Consider the following 24,464-nt stretch of genomic DNA (forward strand, 5'->3'; position numbering starts at 1 on the left):
TCGCGCCGAGCGGAAATCGGCAGCGTCACGGATCGGTGATTTCCTACACCGCGCAGCGTCGTTTGCGCATGGCGACGAAATCGGACGTGGCGCAGGATGCTGCGAAAACGGGGAGGACACGCCATGCTCGATCTCGAACGCACGCCGCGACCGCTGCGCTGGTACGAATGGCTCGCCGTGCTGCTGCTCGCCAGCTATGCCGCGGGCGTGCGCGCCGAAGTATATAAATGTACCGATGCGCGCGGTGCGGCGAGCTTCCAGGATCAGCCCTGCGCACGGGCTGCCGACCAATCCGTCGTTGCGCTTGCGCCGACCCCGGCATATGCGGCGTCGCCACAGTACGCGGTCGACCGCGAAGTGGACGTGCGCAGAGCGCAGCGAGTCGAGCGCATTCGGCAGTCGGCGCATCGCGGCGAGCCGCGTGCCAGTGGCGCGTACGAATGCCGCACCAGTGACGGCCAAGTGTTCTATCGCTACAGCGCTTGTCCGCGCTCGGTCGCCGCCGCCGACCAGGGCACTACGCAGCGCGGACGCGGTGCGGGTGCGAAGGGTGCGGCGACGAAATCGGTTGCGGTCACCTCGACGCGCATCGCGCGCGAGGACGCCTGCTACGAAATGCGCCGCGCCGGCGCTGCCGGACGCAGCGGCCATATCCACGACCAGGACGTGTCTACCTACGACAAGAATCTCGGCCACGATCCCTGCCGTTGACGCGGCCCATGCAAGAAAAATGCGCTCGTTCCGGTCAGAAGGATAAGCTGCCGCATGCAGCACTTCTCGTCCGACAGGGGATTCCGATGACAAGTATCAGCAGGCTCGTGGCCGCGGCTTTGATGATGGGAACGGCGGTGCCGTACGGCTTTGCCGCACCGGCGCAGCGCATCGAGGCGATCACGGCGCAGATCCATGCGGAGATGGCGCGTGCAGCGGATCGCCTGACCAGCGCACGTGCCCATTTCCATCATGTGATCAACTGCATCGTCGATCCGGACGACAAGCGGTTCGACGCACGCGCAGAAAATCCGTGCGCGGGCATGGGGTCCGGCGGCGGTGCGCTGCACGACGAAGCCGCGACGCCGGCGCAGAGGCAGCAACTGCAGCACGCGCTCGACATCGCGACGCGTGGCCTGCGCAGCGGTTCGCTGGAAACGGCGCATGTCTATGCCGAATGGCTGTCCGAGGTGCTGAAGCGCGACGTCCAATAGGCCAGGCGTACGCTCGTTCGGAATGCGCAACCAAATGGGGTATCGTTGACGCTCGATCGGATAACGAGATGCGTCATGATGCAGCGGCCGCTTTTCAATATCGCCACCTTGGGCGTAGTGCTCGTTGCGGCTTGTTCGAACCCATCGGCTCCTCCGGCGCCGGCTGCCGCACCGGCACAGGATGCCGCTGCCGCGGCGAAGGCGAACGCCGAGGCTCAAGCCGAGAAAGGCCTGAAGCTCTACGAGCGGATGCGCGCGAGCGGCAGCCTCGACATCGCCGCGCAGGTCGGCGCGGAAGCTGTCGCGAAATATCCGGACAGCGCCGCCGCCGCGAAGATCAAAGAAACGCTAACCGAGGTCACGGCGAAGGCCAAGGAAGAGGGCGAGGCGCGTCGCCTCGCGCGCCTGTGGGCGTACACGGTCACCTCGGTCAAGGGCGGCACGCAGTACGCCGGTTCGATCGAGAACAATCCGCCGCTGACGCCGCCCGGCCTGACCGGCAAGGATGCCAAGCACGTGCGCCTGATCCTGCGCCAGCACCCCGAGTGGGGCCAGACGGTGTATCTGATCCTCGATAACGAGAAGTTCAACTGCAAGTCAGGCTGCAAGACCTTGCCGGTCAGCTTCGACGGCGAGCCGGCCAAGCCGTGGAAGGCGACGATCCCGCCGACCGGCGAACCGGCGCTGTTCATCGACGACGACAAGGCCTTCATTGCACGCGTGCTGAAGACCAAGAAGGTTGCGATCGACGTCGTCCTCGCCGGCGACGGCAAGAAGACGCTCGTATTCGAGACCGGCGGCCTCGATATGTCGCATCTGCCGAACACGACGAAGAAACATAATTGATCGAAGGGGAGAGCTGCGCTTCTCCCCTTCGCAACCCCATCGCTGGAGCTTGCTGCATGCCAAGGCAAAGCCTCGAATCGAAACAAGTCTCTTCATGACTAGGAAAATCGGCGCCGTCAGCCTCGTCGTGCGCGATTACGACGAGGCGATTGCGTGGTACGTGCGCTGCCTCGACTTCGTCGTGGTCGACGACGCGGACCTCGGCGGCGGCAAGCGCTGGGTGCTCGTCGCGCCTGCACGCGACGCCGCGACGCCGCTGCTGCTCGCGCAAGCGGCGACGCCGGAACAGCGCGCGCATATGGGCGACCAGACCGGTGGCCGCGTGTTCCTGTTCCTGCACACCGATGATTTCGCGCGTGATCACGCGCGCATGCTCACGCAAGGCGTGAAGTTCCACGAGGCGCCGCGCCACGAGGCTTACGGCACGGTCGCGGTATTCGAGGATCTGTACGGCAACAAATGGGATCTGCTGCAGATGAAGTGAGGTTAGCCATGTCTTGCAATAGCGCGAAATCCATCACCGGCAACCCTCGCGCAAGAAATAGCCGTGCGCGCCGGTCTGTCGTTTATCCCCCAAGGAGACACGCCATGAAAATCGGTTTTCGTTTTGTCGCCCTGGTCGCCGCCGCGGCCATCGCATGCCAGGTTCATGCCGAGGACACGGCCCCGGCCGTCGGCACCGCGGCACCCACATTCAAGCTGCAGGACCAGAAGGGCGATTGGCGCACGCTCGACCAGTACCGCGGCAAGTGGGTCGTGCTCTACTTCTATCCGAAGGACGATACGCCGGGCTGCACGACCGAGGTCTGCACGTTCCGCGACGACGTGCTCAAGCTGCGCAAGGCCGGCGCCGAGGTGCTCGGCGTCAGTCTTGATGACATCAAGTCGCACGCGGCGTTCGCCGAGAAGTATCACGTGCCGTTCCCGCTGTTGTCCGACAACACGCAGGCGACCGCCAAGGCCTATGGCGTGCTCACCTACAGCGAAAAGATGAAAATGAGCTACGCCAAACGCGAGACCTTTCTCATCGATCCGGCCGGCAAGGTCGCCAAGCACTACGTAGGCGTCGATCCGAAGGAAAATTCCGGCCAGGTGCTCACCGATCTCGCCGCGCTGAAGAACGGCGCCTGAGAATCCGGCTTCAAAGCTTAGTAGTTTCGAGTAGGTTCCGAAAGAAGATGCGGAAGCCGCGCACGTTTTCGTAGCGCGGCGTCCGCATCGTTGGCTTACTCGCAGTGAAGTTGATGAATGTTGCGCAGTGCGCGATCAGGCGGCGTGCTGCCGCTTCATGGCGCCCTGCATGTGCTGCTCGAACATCGAGCATTCCTGTTCGGCCTTGTCTTTCTGCCAGCCGTAGCGCACCTGCAGCCGATCGACCAGATACTTATGGTCGCCGTCGGTGCGCGCGAGGTCGGCGGCGGTCAGCTTGCTCCAATTCTCTTGCATCGGTCCGCGTAGTCGGGTCCAGTTGGCGTGGATGATGTCTGCGTTCACCATGTTTCTCCGTTGAGGAAGGAAGATACGCCACTATTCTCTGACCATAGCGGCGCCCGGAGCATGTTACGCAGGCGAAGTGAAGCGCCGATTAGATCGGCGTTAATCCACGGTTATCGGTTCTCACGTTCGCCCAGGGTTCATCAACATGACTGAGCATCGTGAATAAATATACTTGTATAAAAGTGTTCGTTCATGCAGAAGCCCGTCTCTCACAAGGTTGCGAGTTTTCCGCCCCAAGTCGGTGCGGACTGCCGCGTGCTCGTGCTCGGCACGGTGCCGTCGCTGCGCTCACTCGAACTGCGCCAGTCTTACGGCCATGCGCAGAATCTGTTCTGGACGTTCATGGGCGAAATGTTCGACGCAGGTCGCGAATTGCCCTATGCGGAACGGATCAGGCGGCTTCATGCGCGAGGCATCGGCATCTGGGATGTATATCGGCAGGTCGAGCGGCCCGGCAGCCTCGACAGCAGCATCGTCAAGGCGAGCGAGGTGCCGAACGCTATCCCGCAGCTGCTCGCACGCGAACCCGCGATCCGCGCGATCGCGCTCAACGGTGGCAAAGCGGCCGAGGGATTCCGCCGGCATATCGAGCCGAAGCTGGATGCCGCGTTGCACGAGCGCATCGACGTACTCGCGCTGCCGTCGACGAGTCCGGCCAACGCATCGATCCCGCGCACGGCGAAATTCGCGCAGTGGCGCGTCTTGCTGCGCTACGCGAAGGACGTTTAGGGAAAATCCAACGCGCACTGCGCGACACTCGCGACCACCGGTTCCGTTGCCCGAGGTCGTCGCATGCGCCTGTTCCGCACCGTTGCCTGCTCGGCAGGCTTGCTTGCGCTGAGTCTTGTCGCGCACGCCGAGTCGTTGGCGAAGACCGACGTGCCCGCCTATGCGATCGTCGGCCGCCATGTCATCGGCGGCGCCGGAGGATGGGATTATCTACTGGCCGATCCGGCCTCCCGGCACTTGTTCGTCAGCCGTTCCGATCGCGTGCTCGTGGTCGACCTGGCCGACGGCGCGCTTACGGCGACCATTCCGGGCACCGACGGCGTGCACGGTGTCGCGCTCGTGCGTGAGCTCGGCCGCGGCTACACGAGCAATGGCCGCGCGGACAGTCTCAGCGTATTCGATCTCGCCACGCTCAAGCCCACGGGTACGATCGCCGTGAGCGGGCACAATCCGGATGCAATCCTCTACGACAAAGCGAGCAGGCACCTGTTCACGTTCAACGGCCGCAGCAAGGATGTCAGCGTGATCGATCCGCAGACCGAGAAGACCGTCGCCACGATTGTGGTCGGCGGCAAGCCCGAGTTCGCGGTGACGGACGACAAGGGCAGCATCTTCTTCAACATCGAAGACACGAGCGAGCTCGCGCAGATCGATGCGCGCAGCGCGAAACTGGTGGCGAGATGGAAGCTCGAAGATTGCAAAGATCCAACCGGCCTCGCCTTCGACGAAGCGCACCACCGGCTGTTCTCGGTCTGTCAGAACGGAAAGATGGCCGTGACCGACAGCGTCAACGGAAAGGCTGTCGCCAGCGTCGCGATCGGCAAGGGCCCCGACGCGGCCGCCTACGATGCACAGCGCGGTCTCGTGTTTAGTTCCAACGGCGCGGACGGCACGCTGACCGTCGTCAAGCAGATCGACGCCGATCACTACGCGATAGTACAGACCTTGTCGACGCAGCCGAGTGCGCGCACGCTCGCACTCGACGCGGAAAGCCATCGCGTCTACCTTGTCGCGGCGAAGTTCGGTCCGAAGCCGGAGCCGACGAAGGAGCAGCCGCGTCCGCGCGCACCGGTGCTCGACGACAGCTTCGAGGTGCTCGTCGTCGGCACGGCCGGCAAGCCTTGATCCACAGCATTGCGAATTTCAGGTTGAACCGACCCAAGGGGAATATCGATGAAAGCAAAGATCACGGGCACGACCATGCCGGTGCTGGAAATCGGACTGGAAGCTAACGACAAGATCGTCGCCGAGCCGGGCGAATTCTCGTGGATGACCGACGCGGTGCAGATGCGCACGACCGCATTCACCGCGGGGGCAAAAGGCATTTGGGGCGCGCTCGGACGCGCGTTTTCCGGTGGCGGCCTGTTCATGACCGAATATTCCGCAGCGGGGGCGCCGGGCGTGATTGCGTTCGCCGCGAAAGTGCCAGGCACGATCCAGCAGGTGGACGTGCGTGCGGGCGAATCCTATCTGATTCATCGCCATGGATTCCTCTGCGCGACCGAAGGCGTGACGCTTGCGACCGGCTTCCAGCGCTCGCTCGGCGCCGGCATCTTCGGCGGCAACGGTTTCGTCATGCAGAAACTGACTGGTCCATGCACGGCCTGGGTCGAGCTCGGCGGCGAGGCCGTCGTCTACGACCTGGCCCCGGGTGAAAGTATAAAAGTACACCCGGGTCACGTCGGCATGATCGCGGGCACGGTCAATTTCGACGTGACCTTGATGCGCGGCTTCGCCAACGCGGTATTCGGCGGCGACGGGCTTTTCATCGCGCGCCTGACCGGGCCTGGCAAGGTCTGGCTGCAGACGCTGACCGTACCTGGCCTCGCACACGCACTGCAGCCTTATATCGGCGCGGGCGAAACCGTCGAGAACGTCGAGACCGGTATCGCTGGCGGCATCGCGGGTGCGGTGTTGCGCGGGATGTTCAAGAACTGAAGGATAGGTGCCTTCGACCATCCGACAACAGGTGCGCAATGAAATCGCTTGCCGTACTCGTCATCATTATTGTCTGCAGCACGGTTGAGGGAAGCGATCGAATCGTGCTTCCGTTCGAGGAGAATCTGACGGGCCCTGGCGGAATGGGATCGAAGAAAGGGCCATTGTTTGTCGATGACGCCGCGGTCGAGTCGAAAGTACCCTGGTTGAAAGATGCGGGAAAGCGTCTGTCGACCTGCTATTCGTCGATGACGGCGCCGCAGCAGCTTTTCATTACCTATCGCCCCGAGGTGACGGGCGAAAATACCGGGCAGACGAACGTTCTGCATTGTGAGCACGCACGAGATTCCGACGAGCTCATGTGCGACGCTGCGCGCACCAGCGGCAAGGTAGTTTTCGACAAAACACCCGACAAGTATTTCGCAATCGACAATTCGGTTGGGGCTGCCGACGCGCTGCCCTTCATTCGCGCCCTACTCAAGCACGAACTGCGCTTCGCCAGCGGCGTGCCCAATCAGCGCATTGAAGATGCTGACGGGTACGTCGGAGCGATATCGCGCGAGGGTTCTCGATTGCGAATCAGTTTCGGATCCTGCTTCTGGGGAGGCGGCAGCGTGCTGGTCGAACGCAAACGGGATAGCACGGGAAAGTGGTTCTACGAGGCTGTTTCCAACGTGGATAGTGGGCTCGTGAGCTAGCTGCCAGCGGCGCTTCGCCCGCGCAAACCGGCGCAGTCACGCGCGCTTCACACCAGCTTGAGATCGGCGGCCTTGGTTTCCGGAAATACCGTTGCCAGCTGCGCCGGCGACAAACCCCACAGGCGCACATACATGCCCGCGAGCAGGCTGCGATAATTGTTGAGAACGGGGTAGTCGCGGTTCTGCAGCAATGTGGACTGCTGCACCTTGACCTGTTCGCCGGCGATGCGGCCGCCGTCGATGCCGCCGCCGAGCACCCAGTAGACCGAACCGTGGCCGTGGTCGGTGCCGCGGTTGCCGTTTTCGCGGAAGGTGCGGCCGAATTCGGAGACGACGACGACGACGGTGTTCTTCCACTCGGCCCCAAGTTCCTGCGCGAACGCCTTGAGACCGTCGCCGAGGTTGGCGAGATTGTTCGCAAGCTGGCCCTTGTCGTTGCCTTCGTTGACATGCGTGTCCCAACCGCCGATGTCGACGAAGCCGAGCCGGTATTGGTCGCGCATGAGCTTGGCGATGCGCTGTGCCTCGAGTGCGAAACCCTTCGCGCTAACCGCGCCGCGGTTGGCTTGGTTCATCTCGGTCTCGAATTCCTTCGCCACATGCGCGCGCAATTCGAGACCGTCGTTGACCGCGCCCTGCAGGCGATGACCCTCGTACATCGAGGTGAGGATTGCCGCTTGCCGATCGTCGTAGGCCGGCTTGCCCACGGACTTGAGCGAAATGTTCGGGATGTCGCTGGCGCCACGGAACGTCAGCGGCAGCGCATCGGTGAAGGCGATCGGGGGCGCCTTGCTCGTCAAGGTACTGGACAGGCGCGCCATGAAGCCTGAATTGAAATCGCCGCGCGCCTGGGCCGGCTCGCCGCGCTCGATGTTGTCCTGCGTTTCGAAGTGGCTGCGCGATAGATCTTCGGTTCCGGCGAACGGCACGAAGGCGACTTGCTTGTTCTTGTACATTTCGCCGATTGAATTGCGCAGTCCCGGCGTCAGGGCCCAGTCGCTGTCGAGTGCCAGCGTGCCGCTGTCGGACTTCGGGTCGGGCCTCGGCACGGCGATGTTCGGCCGCGATTGATAATAGAAGTCGCTCGAATACGGCACCAGCAAGTTCGCGCAGTCGTAGCCACCGCGCAGGAACACGAGCAAGAAGCGCGGCGAGGCGAGCGGTGCGGCGAACACACGCCCGGTGGTAGTCAACATCGGCAGCGCGGACACGCTGGCTGCGATCTGGAGGAAGTGGCGGCGATTCATGGGAGCACCTAGCGAGAGTTGAATTCGGGCGAGGCGAGCAGGAATGCATTCCATTCCTGCTGCGACGCCGATTTGTCGAGCGCGGCGAGCGTCGTCTTCGACAGATAGGGTTGGATGCCGTCGTAGTACAACTTCGACGATAGCTGCGGAAAGCCGGTGTCGACGCTCTGCGTCCCGTCGGCGGCATCGAACAGGCCGGCGTTGCCATTGCCGATGATGCGCGCGATTTCGAAGCGCCGGCTCATCTGTCCGGAAGACGCCCACGCATTCTCGGTCAGCGCGTAGCCGTCCGGCGTGGAGTGGCCGAACAGCGCTTCGCCCTGGTTGTTGAGCCAGGTGACGACCGGGTGCATGTTGGTGATCGTCTTGCCATCGTAGGCAAGGCGCACGCTCGAGACGACATAGTGCATCGGGTCCTTGAACTTCCTGCCGAGCGAGGCGATGAATTCGTCGGATTCGAACATCACGCGCAGCACCTGCGCGATGTCGCCGTCGCTGTGCTGGAACGTGCGTGCCATCCTGTCGACGAGCTTCGGCGGCGGATCGTCAGCGACGAAATAGGTCGCGAGCTTGCGCGAGACGAACTGCGCACAGGCCGGTTGCTTGACGAGCAAGTCGACTGCGCGCTCGATCTCGTCGAAGCCGCCACCCTTGAGCTTCTGGCCGAGCAGCACGCGGTCGCCGAAATCGTGGCGTTCGGGATTGAACGTGAACAGGCCCTCGCGCACGAGATACTGGCGCATAACGGGACGCACTTTCGGATCATCGTGATTGGTGTCGACGCCGACACCGGTGAGGATCTTGGCGAGTTCCTGCACGTCGCCCTGCGTGTAGCCGGCATCGACGCCGAGCGTGTGCAGTTCCATGAGCTCGCGCGCGTAGTTCTCGTTGATGCGGTTCTTGCCGTTCTGCGCGTTGTCGAGGTATTGCAGCATCGCCGGCGATTTCAGCGTGGCCATGACGAGGTTGCGGAAATGGCCGAGCGCATACGGACGGATCGCCTGGTCGGCGTAGTCGCCGGCGAGGAACTTCACGTAGCCCTTCTGCGCGAACACGTTAAAGTGATTGAGCCAGAACCAGACCATTTGCTCCTTGAGCTGGTCGGGCGAGTAGATCGCGCGCAGCAGCTCGCGTCGCGTCGCCTCGTAGGCCATCTTGTTGCCCATGTCGTTGCGGTCCTTGCGCGCGGACTTCTTCATCTCCTCGTCGCCGAGCGCGTTGATGCGCTTCTGCTCGGCGACTTCGTCGACGACCAGCTTGGCGGCGGAATCATGGGCGATGTCGAGATTGTCGATCTGCGCCTGCACTGGTGCGGGCAATTTGTCGTTCTTGCCTGCGAGCTGCTCGTCGAGAAAGCGCCGGCGGCCGAGCTCGCGGAAACGTGCGACGGTGGCGCTGTCGAGGCCCCAAGTGATGCGATCGAGCCAGAGTGCGTCATCGCGGCTCAGCGTAGCGGGCGAATTGGCGGCTTGCGCGGCGCCGGCGCCTGCCGCAAGCAGGACTATGGCGTGAAAAATTCGTGATCGTGTCATGTCCACGGCGGCAGCGATGAAAGGTATGCCATCTAACGGGCGAGGCGCCGATCGGATGACAAGGTCGCGTCCACATTTCGCCGTTTGGCTTCGCTTCAGCGTTTGCTGTCAACGCACCGCTATCAGCCTCGTTGTTGCGGAGCGTGCGCAGTCTCTGCGCCTCCACCACCGCCAAGGGAGAATTCACATGCAACGCAAACTGATCGCAACGACTATCGCCGCTATCCTGTTTTCGTTCGGCGCGCACGCGCAGAATGCCGCAACCGAAACCGCGCGCGACACGGACCAGCAGAAACGCATCGAGCAGGGCCTGCAATCCGGCCAGCTCTCGACCAAGGAGGCGGCCAGCCTCGAGAGCAAGGAAAAGCGCATCGACGCCACCGAAGCCCACGACATGAAGGATGGCAAGCTCAGCGCCGGCGAGAAGGCGCAGATCCAGCGCGAACAGAATCATGTCAGCGCCGACATCTACAAAGACAAGCACAACGCCGTGATCGGCAATCCGAATTCCGTGTCCTCGCAGCGCATGCAGGCCGACGTGCAGCGCAACGTCAACCAGGAGGCCCGTATCAACCAAGGTGTGCGCTCCGGCCAGCTGACCAACAAGGAGACCGCCTCGCTCGAGCGCGGGCAGGCGCACGTCGATCGCGCCGAAGCGCGCGCGGGCGCGAACGGCCATGTCGGCGCGGGCGAGCAGGCGCGCATCCAGGGCAAGGAAAACCGCCAGAGCGCGCGCATCCGCAACAAGAAGCACAACGACACGGTGCGCACGACGACGCCGTAGTCCGTCGCGACAGGCGCCGCGGGCCGGCTTGCCCCGCGGCGCAGGACACGTTTCGTCAAGCCGTCACAATCGTGTCGATAATCTGCGGATCGCCTACGAAGGGGTCCGCTCATGTCGCGTTCGATCAATCTCGCCGGTTTCATCTCCGCCGGTCTCTGTGTCCTGCTCGGAGGCGGCGCGCTCGCAGCGGGGAAAACCGCTCAACCGCATGCGATCGACGTCGCTGAGGTCAAGCATCCTGACGGCGAGACGCCGGCGTGGTGGTTTCGCGCGGGCGCCGCGGCCGCCGCAGCGAATCGCGCCGATCTTCCGGCAGCGAAGTCGAAGGCGAAGAACGTCATTGTCTTCCTCGGCGACGGCATGAGTACGGCGACGATCGCTGCCGCGCGCATCCTCGAAGGTCAGCGCAAGGGTCAGTCGGGTGAGGAGAATCGCCTGAGTTTCGAGACGTTCCCTTACACCGCGCTGTCGCGCACCTACACGACCGATTTCCAGACACCTGACTCTGCCGGCACGATGACCGCGATCATGACCGGCATCAAGACGCGCTCGGGCGTGATCGGTGTCAACCAGACCGGCAAGCGCGGTGATTGCAAAGGCTCGCAGGGCAACGAGGCGGTGACCGCACTCGAACTGGCCGCGCGCGCCGGCATGGCGACTGGCGCGGTGACGACCACACGCATCACCCACGCGACGCCGGCCGCGACCTACGGCCACCTGCCCGAGCGCGACTGGGAATACGACATGGCGATGCCCGACGAGGCGCGCGCGCAGGGCTGCGTCGACTTCGCGCGCCAGCTCGTCGAGTTTCCGTTCGGCGGCGGCCTCAACGTCGCGCTCGGTGGCGGCCGCACCGAGTTCATGCCCGCACCGCAGCCCGATCCGCAGTATGACGGCCTGATCGGCAAGCGCCTCGACAAGCATGACCTGATCAAGGAATGGCAGGCCAAGCCCGGCGCAGCCTACGTTTGGAACGCCGAGCAGCTGGCCAAGATCGATCCGGCGAAGACGACGCGTCTGCTCGGCCTGTTCAATCCCGAGCACATGAAATACGAATACGAGCGCGAGCAGGACAAGCCGGAGATGGAGCCGAGCCTGACCGAAATGACGCGCGCCGCGATCGGTGTATTGAAAAATAATCGGAATGGTTTCTTTTTGATGGTCGAAGGCGGCCGTATCGATCACGGTCACCACGCCGGCAATGCGTATCGCGCGCTGACCGAGACGATCGCGTTCTCCGATGCGATCCGTGCGGCGACCGATATGACCAGCGCCGACGACACGCTGATCATCGTCACCGCCGATCACTCGCATACGATGACGTTCGCCGGCTACGCCAATCGCGGCAATCCGATCCTGGGCAAGCTGCGTGGATCGAGCGGCGAAGGCGCGCCGTCGAAGGAACTCGCGCGCGATGCGATCGGGCGTTCGTTCACCACGCTCGGTTACGCCAACGGCCCCGGCTACGCGGGTGAGAGCGACCGCGAAGCGGAAGGGGCGAAGAAATATCCGCACAACGCGACCGCGTTCTTGCCAGCGAAAAAGGGCCGCCCCGATCTTGACCAGGTCGACACCGAGGCGCCGGATTACGTGCAGGAATCGGTCGTGCCGCTCGGTTCGGAAACGCACAGCGGCGACGACGTCGCCGTATTCGCGCGCGGCCCCGGTGCGGCCGCCGTGCATGGCTCGCTCGAGCAGAACGCGCTGTTCCATCTCATGGCGCAGGCGAACGAGCCGATCCGCAAGCAGCTTTGCACGTTCGGCGGCTGCGACGTCGACGGTGTGCCCGTCGAGTTGCCGGCGTACGCCAAACTGCGCGGCACGCTGCCCAAGCAGCCGTGACGATTCCGCCCTCGGAAGGTGGCGCTATTGCAGCGTCACCTTCTTGCGGTTGTCGTTCGAATTGCGGTCGACGAGCTTGTTGTACGGATCGATGCCAGCCTCATAGGGCTCGCCGTCGACGGTGAGCATGATCGTGCCGTCGCCGTCCTTGATCTCGCGCTTTTCGAGATACAGCACTTTCTCGTTCGCTTCCTTGCCGTCGGGCGCCTTGGCGAACACGCCGATGTCGATCGGCTGATCGATCTTGCCGTCACTCTCCTTGCCGACGCCGTCGGTGTACTTCTTCTCGGCGTGGAGCTTCAGCGTCACTTCGTATTTGCCGTCGGCGAGCTTCTTCGCGGTCGCCTCGCTGAGGCGATTGTCGAAGAACGTGATCTTCGTGAACAGGTCGTCGATCAGCGAATTCCACTTCGGATCGATGCCCGCGCGCAGCTGGTCGAGCAGTTCGTACGAGGTCGTGTACGGCGGCTGCTGGAATCCTTTCGCCTTGACGAACGCGGCGAGCACGGCGTTGAGCGTGTCCTCGCCGATGTAGTCCTTGAGCGCGTAGAACACGACCGAGGCCTTGTTGTAGTGGATGTACTGCTGGTTCTCGTTGAGCGCGAGCGGCATTTCCTTGACCCGTTCGGTCGCGCGCGTCGCCAGGTAACGGTCGAGTTCGTACTTGAGGAATTTGCGCATCTGTCCAGCGCCGTATTCATGCTCCATCACCATCAGCGCGGAATACTGCGCCAGCGATTCGGACAGCATCGTCGCCCCCTGCACGTTGGCGCCGATGACCTGGTGCGCCCACCACTGGTGCGCGACTTCGTGCGCGGTGACGTAGAACACGTAGTCGACCGCATCCTTGTCCGACAGGTCGGCGATGAAGCCGATCGATTCGGAATACGGAATCGTGTTGGCGAAACTCTGCGCGAAGCCCGCGTAGTTCGGGAACTCGAGGATGCGCACCTGGCGGAACTGGTAGGGGGAGAAATTCTTCGTGTAGTAGTCGAGCGACTTCTTTACCGACTCGATCATGCGGTCGACGTTGTACGCATGCTGCGGGTCGTAGTAGATCTCGATGGCGACGTCATTCCAGCGGTCTTTCCTCACCGTCCAGCGCGCCGACAACCAGGAGAAGAAGTCGAGGATCTTCGTGTCGGATTTGTAATGGAAGTAGCGCCTGCCGTTCTGCGTCCACTCACGTTGCAGATAACCGGGCGCGAGCGCGATCTGGTCGGGCACGGTCGACACGGTCGTTTCGAAATCGACCCAATCCGCATCGCGCGAGATATAGGAGTTGGCGCGCGCCTGCATGTCGTCGATCGGCGCCATGCGCGGCAGCTCGGGCAGGCCATACTTGCGCCGGTCGTTGCGATCGCTCAGTTGCGCATGTTCGCGATAGCCAAAATGCGGAAGCTCGCTGCTGTTGAAGAAGCTGCCGTTGTAGACCACCTGGGTTTCGCCACCTGAAACCGGAAACCCATCCTGGCCGATCTCGACCTCGAAATCGAAATCCATCACCGCCCCGGGCGCCAGTGGCGTCGCAAGCTTGTAGATTTCCAGATCGTAGTCCTCGTCGCGCTTCTCCACGCTATGCGCGGCGAAGTCGAGCTTGTGCACTTTCTTCAGCTGCGAAAACTGGACAAAAAGTTCATCGATCGATGTGCCGGATTTGTTCTCGATGCGATAGTGACCGCGCACGATCGCGCGTAACTGATCCGGGAAGAAATCGACGTCGGCTTTGACTTCGGTGATGCGCGGCTGCACACGGTCCTTCCACGCCGCACGATAGGTTTTTTCGTAGTTCGCGCTGTGCACCTTGCCCGCATCCTCGGATTCGTGATGGTTCAGCACGTTGGTGTTGTAGAAAATCCAGCTGCCGAGCCCGACGAACGTGAGCAGCGAAGCCGCCAGCGCATACGCGGGAAGGCCTCGGCGTAGCCGTGCGAACGCGCTGCGCATACGTTGAGCGAAACTCGCGCCGGTGCCGCGCGGCCAGAACGCCGCCGCGGCGATGAGCAACGCGATCGCGAGCGCACCCCAATACGCGCGAAAAGTGAGATTCGGTGCGATGAACTGGCCATAGCCGTTCATGTCCGACAGCGGCGTCGGCGACGCCTTGCCGTAGTTGTAGAGCGGATGGTTGTAGCCGAGCATCGGCAGCGCGAATTGGGCGACGAGCACGACGACGACGAGCAGATAACCGAAGAACTTGTTCTCGCTGACCGTCTGCAGGAACACGAAAAGCGCCGCGGTCAGGATGAACGGTAACATTGCGAGCGAGGCGATCTTCGCGTAGAGACCAAGCTGCACATTCGTGTAGCCATGGAACAACTGGAAGCCGATGCAGAACAGCACACCGGCGAACATGAAAGCGGCAATCACTCCAAACAGCGCGACGAGCTTCGCCGCGAGCGGCACCCAGTTCGGCACCGCGCAGGCATCGGTCACTTCGGCGATGCGCAGCGTGCGTTCGCGCCAGATCAGCTCGCCCGCATAGACCGCGAGCACGAGCGTCAGGAACAGGTTGATTCCACCACGCAAAGGCAAGTCCATGCGCGAGGTCACCGGCAACACCTTGGTGCCGAAAATCTCGCCACTGAACATCAGCACGGTGAACATCATCAGCAGGCTGAGCACCAGCAGCACGAGGAACGGCGCACCGGTCAGCACGCTGCGCAGGTCGAACCAGGTCTGGTGCAGGAATTGGCGCCATTGCGCGCCGGCTGATGATTGCAGGCGCACAGGCGGCATCGCGATCGTCGCACTCGGAGTTGCCGCGACCGATGCGGGCGCCGCTTTGGTCTTGCGCCGAAACAGGCGCAAGCCTTCGCGGTCGGTGCGGAACAGGCGGAACGCGCCGACGAGCAGCAGCGCCGACACGCCAAGCCACAGAGCGCGGTTGGCAAGCAACCAGCCCGACAGCGGCGGCAGGCGCGTATTGTTGTCCTGCGCCGACCAGTAGCGCGTGATTTCGCGTAGCGCGTCGCTGCCGAACGGATCGACCAGCGCGCCGATCCAGCGCGCGTCGAGGTTCGCCGTCATGCTCTGCGCGACCTGCATGAATACGACGAAGGCGATTGCGCCGAGATAGGTGTAGAGCATCGAGCGCGTCAGCGTCGCGAATGCGAACATCAGCGCGGCGATGAACAGCAGGTTCGGAATGACGAGCACGCCGAACGACCACAGATAGGCGCCGACCGACGTTGGCCCGAGCCGCGCCGGGTCGAGCCACGGCATCTTGCTGCCGAACCAGAGCCCGATGGCGGCGACGAGCATCACGCCGAGCGCGGCGAGAAAACCGCCGCCGAAACGGCCGAGCAGATAGTCGCGTTTTCTGATCGGCGTGGTGAAGAACAGCTCGGCCGTGTTCTGTTCGAAATCGCGCAGCGCCGCGCCGGCGATGAAGATCGTCACGAGCAGGATCGAAAGGAAACTCAGCGCGGCGAGCAGGTTGATGACGACCAGCGGCGCGTTGCGATGGATGTTGCCGATGCCGCCGCCGAAGCTGACGTTTTCGGAGGCCATCATGGCGAACGCGATTGCGCCGAACACGAGTGCGACGATCCAGAACAGCGGGCTGCGCAGGATCAGCCTGCGCTCGAAGGCGAGGATTTTCGCGAGCATGGACTAGGCTGCCTGTGCGACCGGTGCGGCGGCGCGGCGCAGTTCGCCGAAATAGACGTCCTCGAGATTCGGCGCCACCGCCACGTAGCCGTCCCCGGGGCTCGCGTCAGCGAGCACGTGCACGACCGGTTGGCCGGCGACGAGGCGCGTCGACAGCACGTTGTGCTGCTCGCGTGCCGCCGCGAGCTCGTCCTTTGCGAGTGCCTTGCGCCAGACGCGGCCGTCGAGCGAACGGATCGTTTCGCGCGGCTCGCCGACCAGGCGCAACTGCCCTTGCGCGATGATCGCCATGCGCGGGCACAGATCGGTCACGTCGTCGACGATGTGCGTGGACAGGATCACGACGACCTGTTCGCCGACCTCAGCGAGCAGATTGAGGAAGCGGTTGCGCTCCTCGGGGTCGAGGCCCGCGGTCGGCTCGTCGACGATGATCAGGCGCGGCGCGCCGATCAGCGCCTGGGCGATGCCGAAGCGCTGGCGCATGCCGCCCGAGAACGTGCCGAGCTTGTAGTAGCGTTTCTCCCAGAGGTTGACCTGGCGCAACAGCGCCTCGACCAGCGCCTTGCGTTCCCGCTTGTCGGTCACGCCCTTGAGCACGGCGAAATGATCGAGCATCACCTCGGCGGTCACCTTTGGATAGACGCCGAACTCCTGCGGCAGGTAGCCGAGCGTCTGCCGCGCGGTCTGCTTGTCGGCGAGCACGTCGATATCGTCGAGATGGATCGAGCCGGAATCGGGATCCTGCAGCGTCGCGATCGTGCGCATCAGTGTGGACTTGCCCGCGCCGTTCGGGCCGAGCAGGCCGAACATGCCGTTGGGAATCTCGAGCGTGATGTCCTTGAGCGCTTGCACGCCGTTGGCGTAGGTCTTGGACAGGTTGCGGATCGCGAGCATGGAGTCTCCTGGGCGCGGCCTGGGCCGATGCGGCGAGCGTAGCGGGCTGCGGGCGGCGGTGCCAAGGCCGGAAGTCATCGCGATATCGGCCTGCGCATCGAGGCGTGACAACAAGATTGCCGCGCCGATGGTAGGGAAGACGGCCCGGTTCGGATTATCATGGCGAGGCGGCCGCGGCCGTGTGCAATTCGTCATCAGTTGTGACCGGCGCGGCGCCACGGCGGCAGCGCGCCCACAGTAAGGAGGGAGCATGGCCGACGTCGTAGAAGCCAAGGTGCCGGATATAGGCGATTACACCAACGTGCCGGTGATCGAGATTCTGGTCAAACCGGGCGATACCGTGACGAAGGACCAGGGCCTGGTCACCCTCGAATCGGACAAGGCGACGATGGAGGTACCCTCGTCGGTTGCCGGTGTCGTCAAGGAAATCAAGGTCAAGCTCGGCGACGAGATCTCCGAAGGTCATATCGTGGCGCTGATCGAAAGCGGTGAAGCCGCGGCGCCCGCTCCGGCGGCGGCGAAAGCAGCGCCGGCGCCCGCGGCGAAAACCGAAGCTCCCGCGCCATCCCCGGCCCCGGCGGTCGCCGCAGGCGGCGGCGTGCAAGAAGCCAAGGTGCCGGACATCGGCGATTACACCGGCGTGCCGGTCATCGAGGTGCTGGTCAAGGTTGGCGATACGGTGAGCAAGGACCAGGGCCTGGTCACGCTCGAATCCGACAAGGCGACGATGGAAGTGCCGTCGTCGATCGCGGGCGTGGTCAAAGAGATCAAGGTCAAGGTTGGCGACGAAATCTCCGAAGGCCATGTCGTCGCGTTGATCGAAGCCGCCGGCGCGGCGTCCGCTCCGGCTCCGGCGGCTGCGAAGGCCGCAGCGCCTGCACAAGCGGCGCCCGCGCCTGCACCCGCGCCGGTTGCGGCGCCCGTCGTCGCCTCGGGCAGCCCGGCCTCGCCGCCGATCAACTTCGGTGCCGACACGGTGATGCCGGACAAGGTGCCGTACGCGAGCCCCGCCGTGCGCCTGTTCGCGCGCGAACTCGGCGTCGACCTCGCGCAGGTGAAGGGCAGCGAGCGCAAGGGCCGCATCAGCAAGGAAGACGTGCAGAAGTACGTCAAGGGCGTGCTCTCCGGCGCAACTGCAGCGCCGAAGGCCGCAGCGGGCGGCGGCGCGGGCTTCGACCTGCTGCCGTGGCCGAAAGTCGATTTCGCCAAGTTCGGCGAGATCGAGACCAAGCCGCTGTCGCGCATCCAGAAGATTTCCGGCGCCAACCTCGCGCGCAACTGGGTGATGATCCCGCACGTCACCCACAACGACGACGCCGACATCACCGAGCTCGAAGCGCTGCGCGTTTCGCTCAACAAGGAATACGAGAAGGCCGGCGTCAAGTTCACCATGCTCGGCTTTCTGATCAAGGCCGTCGTTGCTGCGCTGAAGAAGTTCCCGCAGTTCAACGCCTCGCTCGATGCGAGCGGCGAAAACCTCGTGTTGAAGAAGTACTACAACGTCGGTTTCGCCGCGGACACGCCGAACGGCCTCGTCGTGCCGGTGCTCAAGGATGCCGACAAGAAAGGCATCGTCGACAGCGCGAAGGAAATCTCCGCGCTCGCGGCGAAGGCGCGCGACGGCAAGCTCGGCCCCGCGGAAATGTCGGGCGGCTGCTTCTCGATCTCCTCGCTCGGCGGCATCGGCGGCACCTCGTTCACGCCGATCGTCAATGCGCCCGAAGTCGCGATTTTGGGAGTCACGAAGTCGGCGATAAAGCCGGTGTGGGACGGCAAGGCCTTCCAGCCGCGCCTGATCCTGCCGCTTTCGCTCAGCTACGACCATCGCGTGATCGACGGCGCGCTGGCCGCGCGCTTCACCGCGTATCTGGCCCAGCTGCTGGCCGACATGCGTCGCGCGATGCTTTGATCGAGGACTCGAAACAATGGCAACTACCGAAGTCAAAGTCCCCGATATCGGCGACTACAGCAACGTTCCCGTCATCGAAATCCTGGTCAAGCCGGGCGATACGGTGACCAAGGATCAGGGCCTCGTCACGCTCGAGTCGGACAAGGCGACGATGGAAGTTCCCGCGTCGGCTGCCGGCGTGGTCAAGGAAATCAAGGTCAAGCTCGGCGACGAGATTTCCGAAGGTACTGTGGTCGCGATTCTCGAAACGGAAGGCGCGAGCGCGACGCCGGCAAAAGCCGAGGCACCGAAAGCGTCACCTGCTCCGGCTCCCGCGGCTGCCGCTCCGGCCGCCGCCACGCCGGCACCGAAAGCCGCGGGCGCTTCCGGGCGCAAAGCGGACATCGAGTGCCAGGTCGTCGTGCTCGGCTCCGGTCCCGGCGGCTACACGGCTGCGTTCCGCAGCGCCGATCTCGGCACGAACACGGTGCTGATCGAGCGTTATGCGACGCTCGGCGGCGTCTGCCTCAACGTCGGCTGCATTCCGTCGAAAGCGCTGCTGCATGCGGCAAAAGTGATTGACGAGGCAAGCCATGCCGCCGATATCGGCATCGATTTCGGTGCACCGAAGATCGACATCGGCAAGCTCGGTGGATTCAAGAACAAGGTCGTCGCGCAGCTCACCGGCGGCCTCTCCGGCATGGCCAAGCAGCGCAAGGTGACGGTCGTGCAGGGCACGGGCAAATTCGTGTCGGCGAACGAGATCGAAGTCGAAACTGCGGACGGAAAGAAGCTCGTGCGTTTCGAGAAGGCGATCATCGCCGCGGGCTCGCAGGCGGTGAAGCTGCCGGGCTTCCCGTGGGACGACCCGCGCATGATGGATTCGACCGACGCGCTGCTGCTGCAGGACGTGCCGAAGAAACTGCTCGTCGTTGGCGGCGGCATCATCGGCCTGGAAATGGCCTGCGTCTACGAAGCGCTCGGTGCGCAAGTGACCGTGGTCGAGCTGTTGGATCAGCTGATGCCCGGCGCCGATCCTGACCTGGTCAAGCCGCTCGCGACGCGATTGTCGAAACGCTATGCCGGCATCCATCTCAAGGTGAAGGTCGCCAAGATCGAATCAACCAAGGAAGGCTTGAAGGCGACGTTCGAGGGAGAGAAGGCGCCCGAGCCGCAGGTCTACGACCGCGTGCTCGTTGCGATCGGTCGTTCGCCGAACGGCAACAAGATCGACGCGGACAAGGCCGGCGTGCAGGTGACCGATCGCGGCTTCATCCCGGTCGACAAGCAGATGCGTACCAATGTGCCGCATATTTTCGCGATCGGCGATCTCGTCGGTCAGCCGATGCTCGCGCACAAGGCGACGCACGAGGGCAAGGTCGCCGCCGAAGTCTGCGCGGGACAGAAGAGCGAATTCGTCGCGCGCGTGATCCCGAGCGTGGCCTACACCGATCCCGAAGTGGCCTGGGTCGGCGTTACCGAAGGCGAGGCGAAAGCCAAGGGCATCAAGTACGGCATCGGCAAATTCCCGTGGGCCGCGTCGGGCCGCGCGATCGGCATCGCGCGCACCGAAGGCTTCACCAAGCTGATCTTCGACGAAACCACGCACAAGATCATCGGTGCCGGCATCGTCGGCGTGAACGCGGGCGATTTGATTTGCGAACTCGGCCTCGCGATCGAGATGGGCTGCGAAGCCGCTGACATCGGCCTCACCGTGCATCCGCATCCGACGCTGGGCGAGTCGATCGGCATGGCGGCGGAAGTGTACGAAGGCACGATCACCGACTTGTACATTCCGAAGAAGAAATAGGGCTATCGTTGACCGCTGCGCTGCAGCGATAACTCTCGCCGTTGAAGCGGCAGCAAGCTGCCGCTTGACGTCGAGGCGCGCTGAAACGACTTGGGTTTATTTGCGTTTCTTCGCGACTGGCTTGTCGTCGCCGGCCGACGCCTGCGCGGCTGCATCCGGAAAAATCTGCTGGGCGACTTCGTAATGCCGCACCAGCGGTTCCATCTGCAGCAGGTACTGCTCGTCCTCGGGATAGTAGACGGCCTTCTCGGGATTCTCGCCGGCGAATTCGTGCACGGCGCTCATCGATTCCCAGAGCGAGATCAGCATGAACTCGCAGTGTTCGCCCTGGATGCGGCGCAGCACGGTGACGCCGCGATTGCCGGGTACTTTTGCGTAATCGGCGAGGCCGGTGCGGTCGAGGTAGGCGAGGTAGTCGTCGGCCTTTTCCTTGAGCGTGATTCCGCGCCAGATGCGAGCGATCATGCCTGACTCCGCCGTAGTCGTCGAAGGCGCGCAGCATAGCGCAAGCGGCGTTGCGGCTGGCGAAATTTGCGTTGCACGATGCGGGTGCGGGCGGCGTTGACGTTAGACTTCGCCGGTCTTGATTGCGGAGCCTGGCTTGTCCTCGATTCTGGTTTTCGGCGCGAGCGGAGTGATCGGCGAATTCCTGTTGCCGCAACTCGCCGCGCGCGGCGAGCGTGTGCTCGCGGTCAGCCGTACGGCCGCGTCTCGCGCCCGCGCAAGCGGAAAAATCGATTGGCTGCAAGGCGATCTTTGCGTCGAGGTGGCGTCGCTGCCGCCGCACGACGCGGTGCTCAGCTTGGGTCCGCTCGATGCGTTCGCCGCGTGGTTTGCGCGCACCGCGTCGGCAGGCACGCGCGGCGGTCCAAAACGGGTCATCGCGATCAGCTCGATGAGCGCCGAAAGCAAGCGCGATTCGGTCGACGCGGCCGAGCGCGAGTTGAGCACGCGCCTGCGCACTGCGGAAACCCTGCTCATGCAAACCGCGCGCGAATGCGGCATCGGCTGCACGATCTTTCGCCCGACCCTGATCTACGGCACCGGCCGCGACCGCAGCCTGGCCTCGATTGCGCGTTTCGCCAAGCGATTCCGCGTACTGCCGATCCCGCGCGCGGACGGATTGCGTCAGCCGGTGCATGCGGCCGACCTCGCCGCCGCCTTCCTCGCTGCATTCGACAATGCGGCGACATTCGGCAAAATCTACGAACTCGGTGGTGGCGAGCGCCTGCGTTTCGACGCGCTGCTCCGGCGCATCGCCGCGGGACCGCCACGTCTGGCGTTGCCGTTGCCCGTGCCGTTGACCTTCGCGCGCGCGGGTGCGCTGCTCTTGCGCGGTCGCCTCGGTGCGGGTGCGCTCGCACGCCTGAGCGAACCGTTGATCGCGGACAATACGGCGGCGGAGCGTGACTTCGGTTACACGCCGCGTGCGTTTCGCGCGCAGGATGTGTTCGGCTGCGCGGATTCGCGAAGCGCCGATTGACGAGGTGGAGGGCAAGGCGGAAGATCGTCGCGACAGGGGAGCGTCGCATGGCCGACATGCATTCGATGAGACTTCCGCCGAGCTTCGGGTCGCGAAGGGTGAGCGGGCAGGGTGCTGCGATGCAGCGAGCCGAGCCCGCAAGTTCTCGGCATAATCCTCAAAACAAGCGTTTGAATTTTCCGTACCTACCCAAGCATGCCGCCCCCGTGCGGAGGAGATAACCATGCGCAGTTTCGCTCTTCGCCCACTGATTCTGCCGTCCCTGCTGCTGACGGCGCTTGCCGGCCAGAGTGCGCAGGCCTACGACTACACCGCCCCGGTGCCGCTGCACACGACGGCGAAATTCGATCCGACCACGAGCACGGTGCCGTTCCCGACCGACCTGCTGCGTCAAGGCTCCAAAGATCTGACCCTGAACATTCCGATCGCCAGCGGCACGCCTGCCGCGCAGGTGGCCGTGTATAACGCGCTGAACTCGCTTGACGGCTTCAGCACCACCGCTCCGTGGAGTACGACGTTTGCCGGCCCGCTGACTCCCGGCAGCGTCGCTGGCGGCAGCGGCAGCGGCAAGAGCGTGCATTTGTTCGAAGTGAGGACCGATGCGGCGACCGGTGCGGTGCTCAGCATTGTGCGTGAACTCACTTCGCCGCAGGAATATGTCGCCACGCTCGCATCGAATGCGGCCACAGGCGCGACACTCGCACTCGTGCCGACCAAACCGCTCAAGCAGCTGACCTCGTACATGGCGGTGCTGACCAACGGCATCACCGACGCCGCAGGCACGCCGGTGCGCCAGTCGCTGATCTACGGTTTTTCCAAGCGCACGAGTCCGTTGTGCACGGGCGGCAAGTCGACACTTGCCGCGTTGAGCGATGCGAACGCCTGCGCGCTCGAACCGCTGCGCCAACTGACCAACCTGCAGGAAGCCGCGGCCAAGACCGCAGGCGTCGATCCCTCGTCCATCGTGCTGTCGTGGACGGCGACGACGCAGGCGACGACGGTGACGATGCAGACCATCGCCGGACTCGTCGATGCGGTGCCGGATCAGAGCATCGCTGTCGTGCCGACTGGCATGACTCTCGCTGACGCGATTCCTGGCCAGCCGCCGATTGCCGACATCTACGTTGGCGCGCTGACCGTGCCCTACTACTTGTCCGCACCGACTCAGGCCAATCCGGTCGCGCCGCTGACCAACTATTGGACCGCGCCGCCATGCGGCCAGGTCGCCTCGTGCAACGCACTCGGTCTTGATCCGACATCGACCAACGTGACCGCAGCCAACCGGCTGCCGGTGGCAACGTCGAATCAGACCGTGCCAGTCATCATGAGCGTGCCAAACGCGAACTCGGGCAAAAGCAAGCCCGCGGCCGGCTGGCCCGTGGTGATCTACCAGCATGGCATCACGAGCGATCGCACGACGATGCTCGCCGCGGTTGGCGCGCTGAGCCAGGCCGGCTTCGCCGCGATCGCGATCGACCTACCGCTGCACGGCCTCGCCCCGAGCAATCCGTTCTACCGCAACGCCTTCCTCGCCGGCACACCGGCGGCGGGGCTGATCACCGGCGAACGTACCTTCGATCTGCCGCAGATCAACACAGCCACTGGCGCCGTGGCCGCAGGTACGGTCGCGTCGTCGGGCTCTTACTTCATCAACCTGACCAGCCTGCGCACCTCGCGCGACAACCTGCGTCAGGGCGTGTCCGACCTGCTCGAACTGCGCAGCGCGATTCCCTACGTCACCGGTCTCGACGGCACGCCGCTGTTCGATCCCGCGCGCGTCGCCTTCCTCGGCATCTCGCTCGGCAGCATCGAAGGCACAACGTTCATGGCGCTTGCGGCGACGCCGAACACCGCGGTGCAGAACGCAGTGCTCAACGTGCCGGGCGGTGGCATTACCAACCTGCTCGTCGGCTCGCCGACCTTCGGTCCAGTCATCATTGCCGGCCTCGGCGCCGCCGGCATTAGCCCAGGCACGGCGGACTTCAACACTTTCGTTGTCGCCACGCAGAGCGTGATCGACTCGGGCGATCCGATCAACTACGCAGGAGATGCCGGTACCGGCGCCGTGCTCGCGACCAAGAACCTGCTCGCGCAGGCCGTGGTCGGCGGCAGCGTGCCGCTGGCCGGCGATTCCGCGACTGCTAAGTACTACGACGCCAACGGCAAGTGGCTGCCCGATCAAGTGATTCCGAACACGGTTACCGGTGCTCCATTGTCGGGCGGCCTGCCGATCATCTCCGCGCTCGGCCTCACGCGGATCAGTACGACGACGCAGTCGGCCCCCGGTATCCACAATTCGGTGCAGTTCGTCAGCGGCGTGCACTCCTCGCTGCTCGATCCGTCCGCCTCGCCGCAGACCACGGTGGAAATGCAGACCCAAGCCGCGAGCTTCTTCGCGACCAACGGCACCGCCGTGCAGATCACGAACAGCGCCGTCGTGAAGCAATAAACCCGGAACC

21 protein-coding genes are annotated in these 24,464 nt (G+C 63.9%); 15 read left to right on the top strand and 6 right to left on the bottom strand.

Going from position 1 to position 24,464, the window contains the following annotated elements; genetic code table 11:
* Nucleotides 1-123 precede the first annotated feature (123 nt).
* The 5 genes from F455_RS0105900 to F455_RS0105920 all read left to right on the top strand — a co-directional run bounded on the left by F455_RS0105900 (nucleotide 124) and on the right by F455_RS0105920 (nucleotide 3,182).
* Nucleotides 124-711, top strand: a complete 588-nt coding sequence (locus F455_RS0105900; RefSeq protein WP_018972352.1) for a DUF4124 domain-containing protein — start codon at nucleotides 124-126, stop codon at nucleotides 709-711.
* Between the two features lie 86 nt (nucleotides 712-797).
* Nucleotides 798-1,205 carry a hypothetical protein gene (locus tag F455_RS0105905; RefSeq protein ID WP_157578474.1) on the top strand — a complete coding sequence of 136 codons (408 nt, stop codon included), beginning with the start codon at nucleotides 798-800 and terminating at the stop codon, nucleotides 1,203-1,205.
* A gap of 75 nt (nucleotides 1,206-1,280) precedes the next feature.
* Nucleotides 1,281-2,051 (top strand): hypothetical protein, encoded by a 771-nt coding sequence (locus tag F455_RS19930; RefSeq protein ID WP_018972354.1) that lies wholly within the window; start codon nucleotides 1,281-1,283, stop codon nucleotides 2,049-2,051.
* 94 nt (nucleotides 2,052-2,145) lie between these two features.
* Entirely contained in the window at nucleotides 2,146-2,535 is a 390-nt protein-coding gene (locus tag F455_RS0105915) for a VOC family protein (protein WP_018972355.1), read from the top strand.
* Between the two features lie 104 nt (nucleotides 2,536-2,639).
* A complete protein-coding gene (locus tag F455_RS0105920) occupies nucleotides 2,640-3,182 on the top strand; it encodes a peroxiredoxin (RefSeq protein ID WP_018972356.1) in 543 nt (180 codons plus the stop codon).
* 135 nt (nucleotides 3,183-3,317) lie between these two features.
* Here the strand turns inward: F455_RS0105920 and F455_RS0105925 are convergent, their stop codons facing one another.
* The gene (locus F455_RS0105925; protein ID WP_026293120.1) at nucleotides 3,318-3,545 is read right to left on the bottom strand and encodes a CsbD family protein; all 228 of its coding nucleotides are present in this window, start codon (nucleotides 3,543-3,545) and stop codon (nucleotides 3,318-3,320) included.
* Between the two features lie 195 nt (nucleotides 3,546-3,740).
* Here F455_RS0105925 and F455_RS0105930 point away from each other — a divergent pair, with 195 nt between their 5' ends.
* The 4 genes from F455_RS0105930 to F455_RS0105945 all read left to right on the top strand — a co-directional run bounded on the left by F455_RS0105930 (nucleotide 3,741) and on the right by F455_RS0105945 (nucleotide 6,913).
* Nucleotides 3,741-4,277, top strand: coding sequence for a DNA-deoxyinosine glycosylase (locus F455_RS0105930; RefSeq protein WP_018972358.1), 537 nt, complete (start codon nucleotides 3,741-3,743; stop codon nucleotides 4,275-4,277).
* Between the two features lie 63 nt (nucleotides 4,278-4,340).
* Nucleotides 4,341-5,402, top strand: a complete 1,062-nt coding sequence (locus tag F455_RS0105935; protein ID WP_018972359.1) for a YncE family protein — start codon at nucleotides 4,341-4,343, stop codon at nucleotides 5,400-5,402.
* A 48-nt stretch (nucleotides 5,403-5,450) separates the two neighbouring features.
* Nucleotides 5,451-6,215 carry an AIM24 family protein gene (locus F455_RS0105940; RefSeq protein WP_018972360.1) on the top strand — a complete coding sequence of 255 codons (765 nt, stop codon included), beginning with the start codon at nucleotides 5,451-5,453 and terminating at the stop codon, nucleotides 6,213-6,215.
* 38 nt (nucleotides 6,216-6,253) lie between these two features.
* Nucleotides 6,254-6,913, top strand: a complete 660-nt coding sequence (locus F455_RS0105945) for a hypothetical protein (protein WP_018972361.1) — start codon at nucleotides 6,254-6,256, stop codon at nucleotides 6,911-6,913.
* Nucleotides 6,914-6,960: 47 nt separating this feature from the next.
* Here F455_RS0105945 and F455_RS0105950 read toward each other — a convergent pair whose 3' ends face one another.
* On the bottom strand, nucleotides 6,961-8,160 hold the full coding sequence (locus tag F455_RS0105950; protein WP_018972362.1) for a DUF1501 domain-containing protein: 1,200 nt from the start codon (nucleotides 8,158-8,160) through the stop codon (nucleotides 6,961-6,963).
* An 8-nt stretch (nucleotides 8,161-8,168) separates the two neighbouring features.
* Nucleotides 8,169-9,692, bottom strand: a complete 1,524-nt coding sequence (locus F455_RS0105955) for a DUF1800 domain-containing protein (RefSeq protein WP_018972363.1) — start codon at nucleotides 9,690-9,692, stop codon at nucleotides 8,169-8,171.
* Nucleotides 9,693-9,879: 187 nt separating this feature from the next.
* On the opposite strand from F455_RS0105955, the gene F455_RS0105960 reads away from it, so the two are divergent.
* Nucleotides 9,880-10,476 (top strand): hypothetical protein, encoded by a 597-nt coding sequence (locus F455_RS0105960; protein ID WP_018972364.1) that lies wholly within the window; start codon nucleotides 9,880-9,882, stop codon nucleotides 10,474-10,476.
* A gap of 111 nt (nucleotides 10,477-10,587) precedes the next feature.
* Nucleotides 10,588-12,318: an alkaline phosphatase family protein gene (locus F455_RS0105965; protein WP_018972365.1), complete on the top strand. Its 1,731-nt coding sequence runs from the start codon at nucleotides 10,588-10,590 to the stop codon at nucleotides 12,316-12,318.
* A 24-nt stretch (nucleotides 12,319-12,342) separates the two neighbouring features.
* Here the strand turns inward: F455_RS0105965 and F455_RS0105970 are convergent, their stop codons facing one another.
* On the bottom strand, nucleotides 12,343-15,930 hold the full coding sequence (locus F455_RS0105970; protein WP_018972366.1) for a M1 family aminopeptidase: 3,588 nt from the start codon (nucleotides 15,928-15,930) through the stop codon (nucleotides 12,343-12,345).
* A 3-nt stretch (nucleotides 15,931-15,933) separates the two neighbouring features.
* Nucleotides 15,934-16,824, bottom strand: a complete 891-nt coding sequence (locus F455_RS0105975) for an ABC transporter ATP-binding protein (protein WP_018972367.1) — start codon at nucleotides 16,822-16,824, stop codon at nucleotides 15,934-15,936.
* A gap of 250 nt (nucleotides 16,825-17,074) precedes the next feature.
* Between F455_RS0105975 and aceF the strand changes: the two genes are divergently transcribed.
* Complete coding sequence (aceF, locus tag F455_RS0105980) at nucleotides 17,075-18,733, top strand: dihydrolipoyllysine-residue acetyltransferase (RefSeq protein ID WP_018972368.1); 1,659 nt, start codon at nucleotides 17,075-17,077, stop codon at nucleotides 18,731-18,733.
* A 16-nt stretch (nucleotides 18,734-18,749) separates the two neighbouring features.
* Nucleotides 18,750-20,522, top strand: coding sequence for a dihydrolipoyl dehydrogenase (gene lpdA, locus F455_RS0105985; RefSeq protein ID WP_018972369.1), 1,773 nt, complete (start codon nucleotides 18,750-18,752; stop codon nucleotides 20,520-20,522).
* A 96-nt stretch (nucleotides 20,523-20,618) separates the two neighbouring features.
* Here lpdA and F455_RS19935 read toward each other — a convergent pair whose 3' ends face one another.
* Nucleotides 20,619-20,987, bottom strand: a complete 369-nt coding sequence (locus tag F455_RS19935) for an antibiotic biosynthesis monooxygenase family protein (RefSeq protein WP_018972370.1) — start codon at nucleotides 20,985-20,987, stop codon at nucleotides 20,619-20,621.
* A gap of 136 nt (nucleotides 20,988-21,123) precedes the next feature.
* Between F455_RS19935 and F455_RS19940 the strand changes: the two genes are divergently transcribed.
* The gene (locus tag F455_RS19940; protein ID WP_018972371.1) at nucleotides 21,124-22,005 is read left to right on the top strand and encodes an SDR family oxidoreductase; all 882 of its coding nucleotides are present in this window, start codon (nucleotides 21,124-21,126) and stop codon (nucleotides 22,003-22,005) included.
* Nucleotides 22,006-22,228: 223 nt separating this feature from the next.
* Complete coding sequence (locus F455_RS19945; RefSeq protein WP_018972372.1) at nucleotides 22,229-24,454, top strand: hypothetical protein; 2,226 nt, start codon at nucleotides 22,229-22,231, stop codon at nucleotides 24,452-24,454.
* Nucleotides 24,455-24,464 lie beyond the last annotated feature (10 nt).

It is taken from the genome of Rudaea cellulosilytica DSM 22992, from assembly GCF_000378125.1.
GTDB lineage: Bacteria > Pseudomonadota > Gammaproteobacteria > Xanthomonadales > Rhodanobacteraceae > Rudaea > Rudaea cellulosilytica.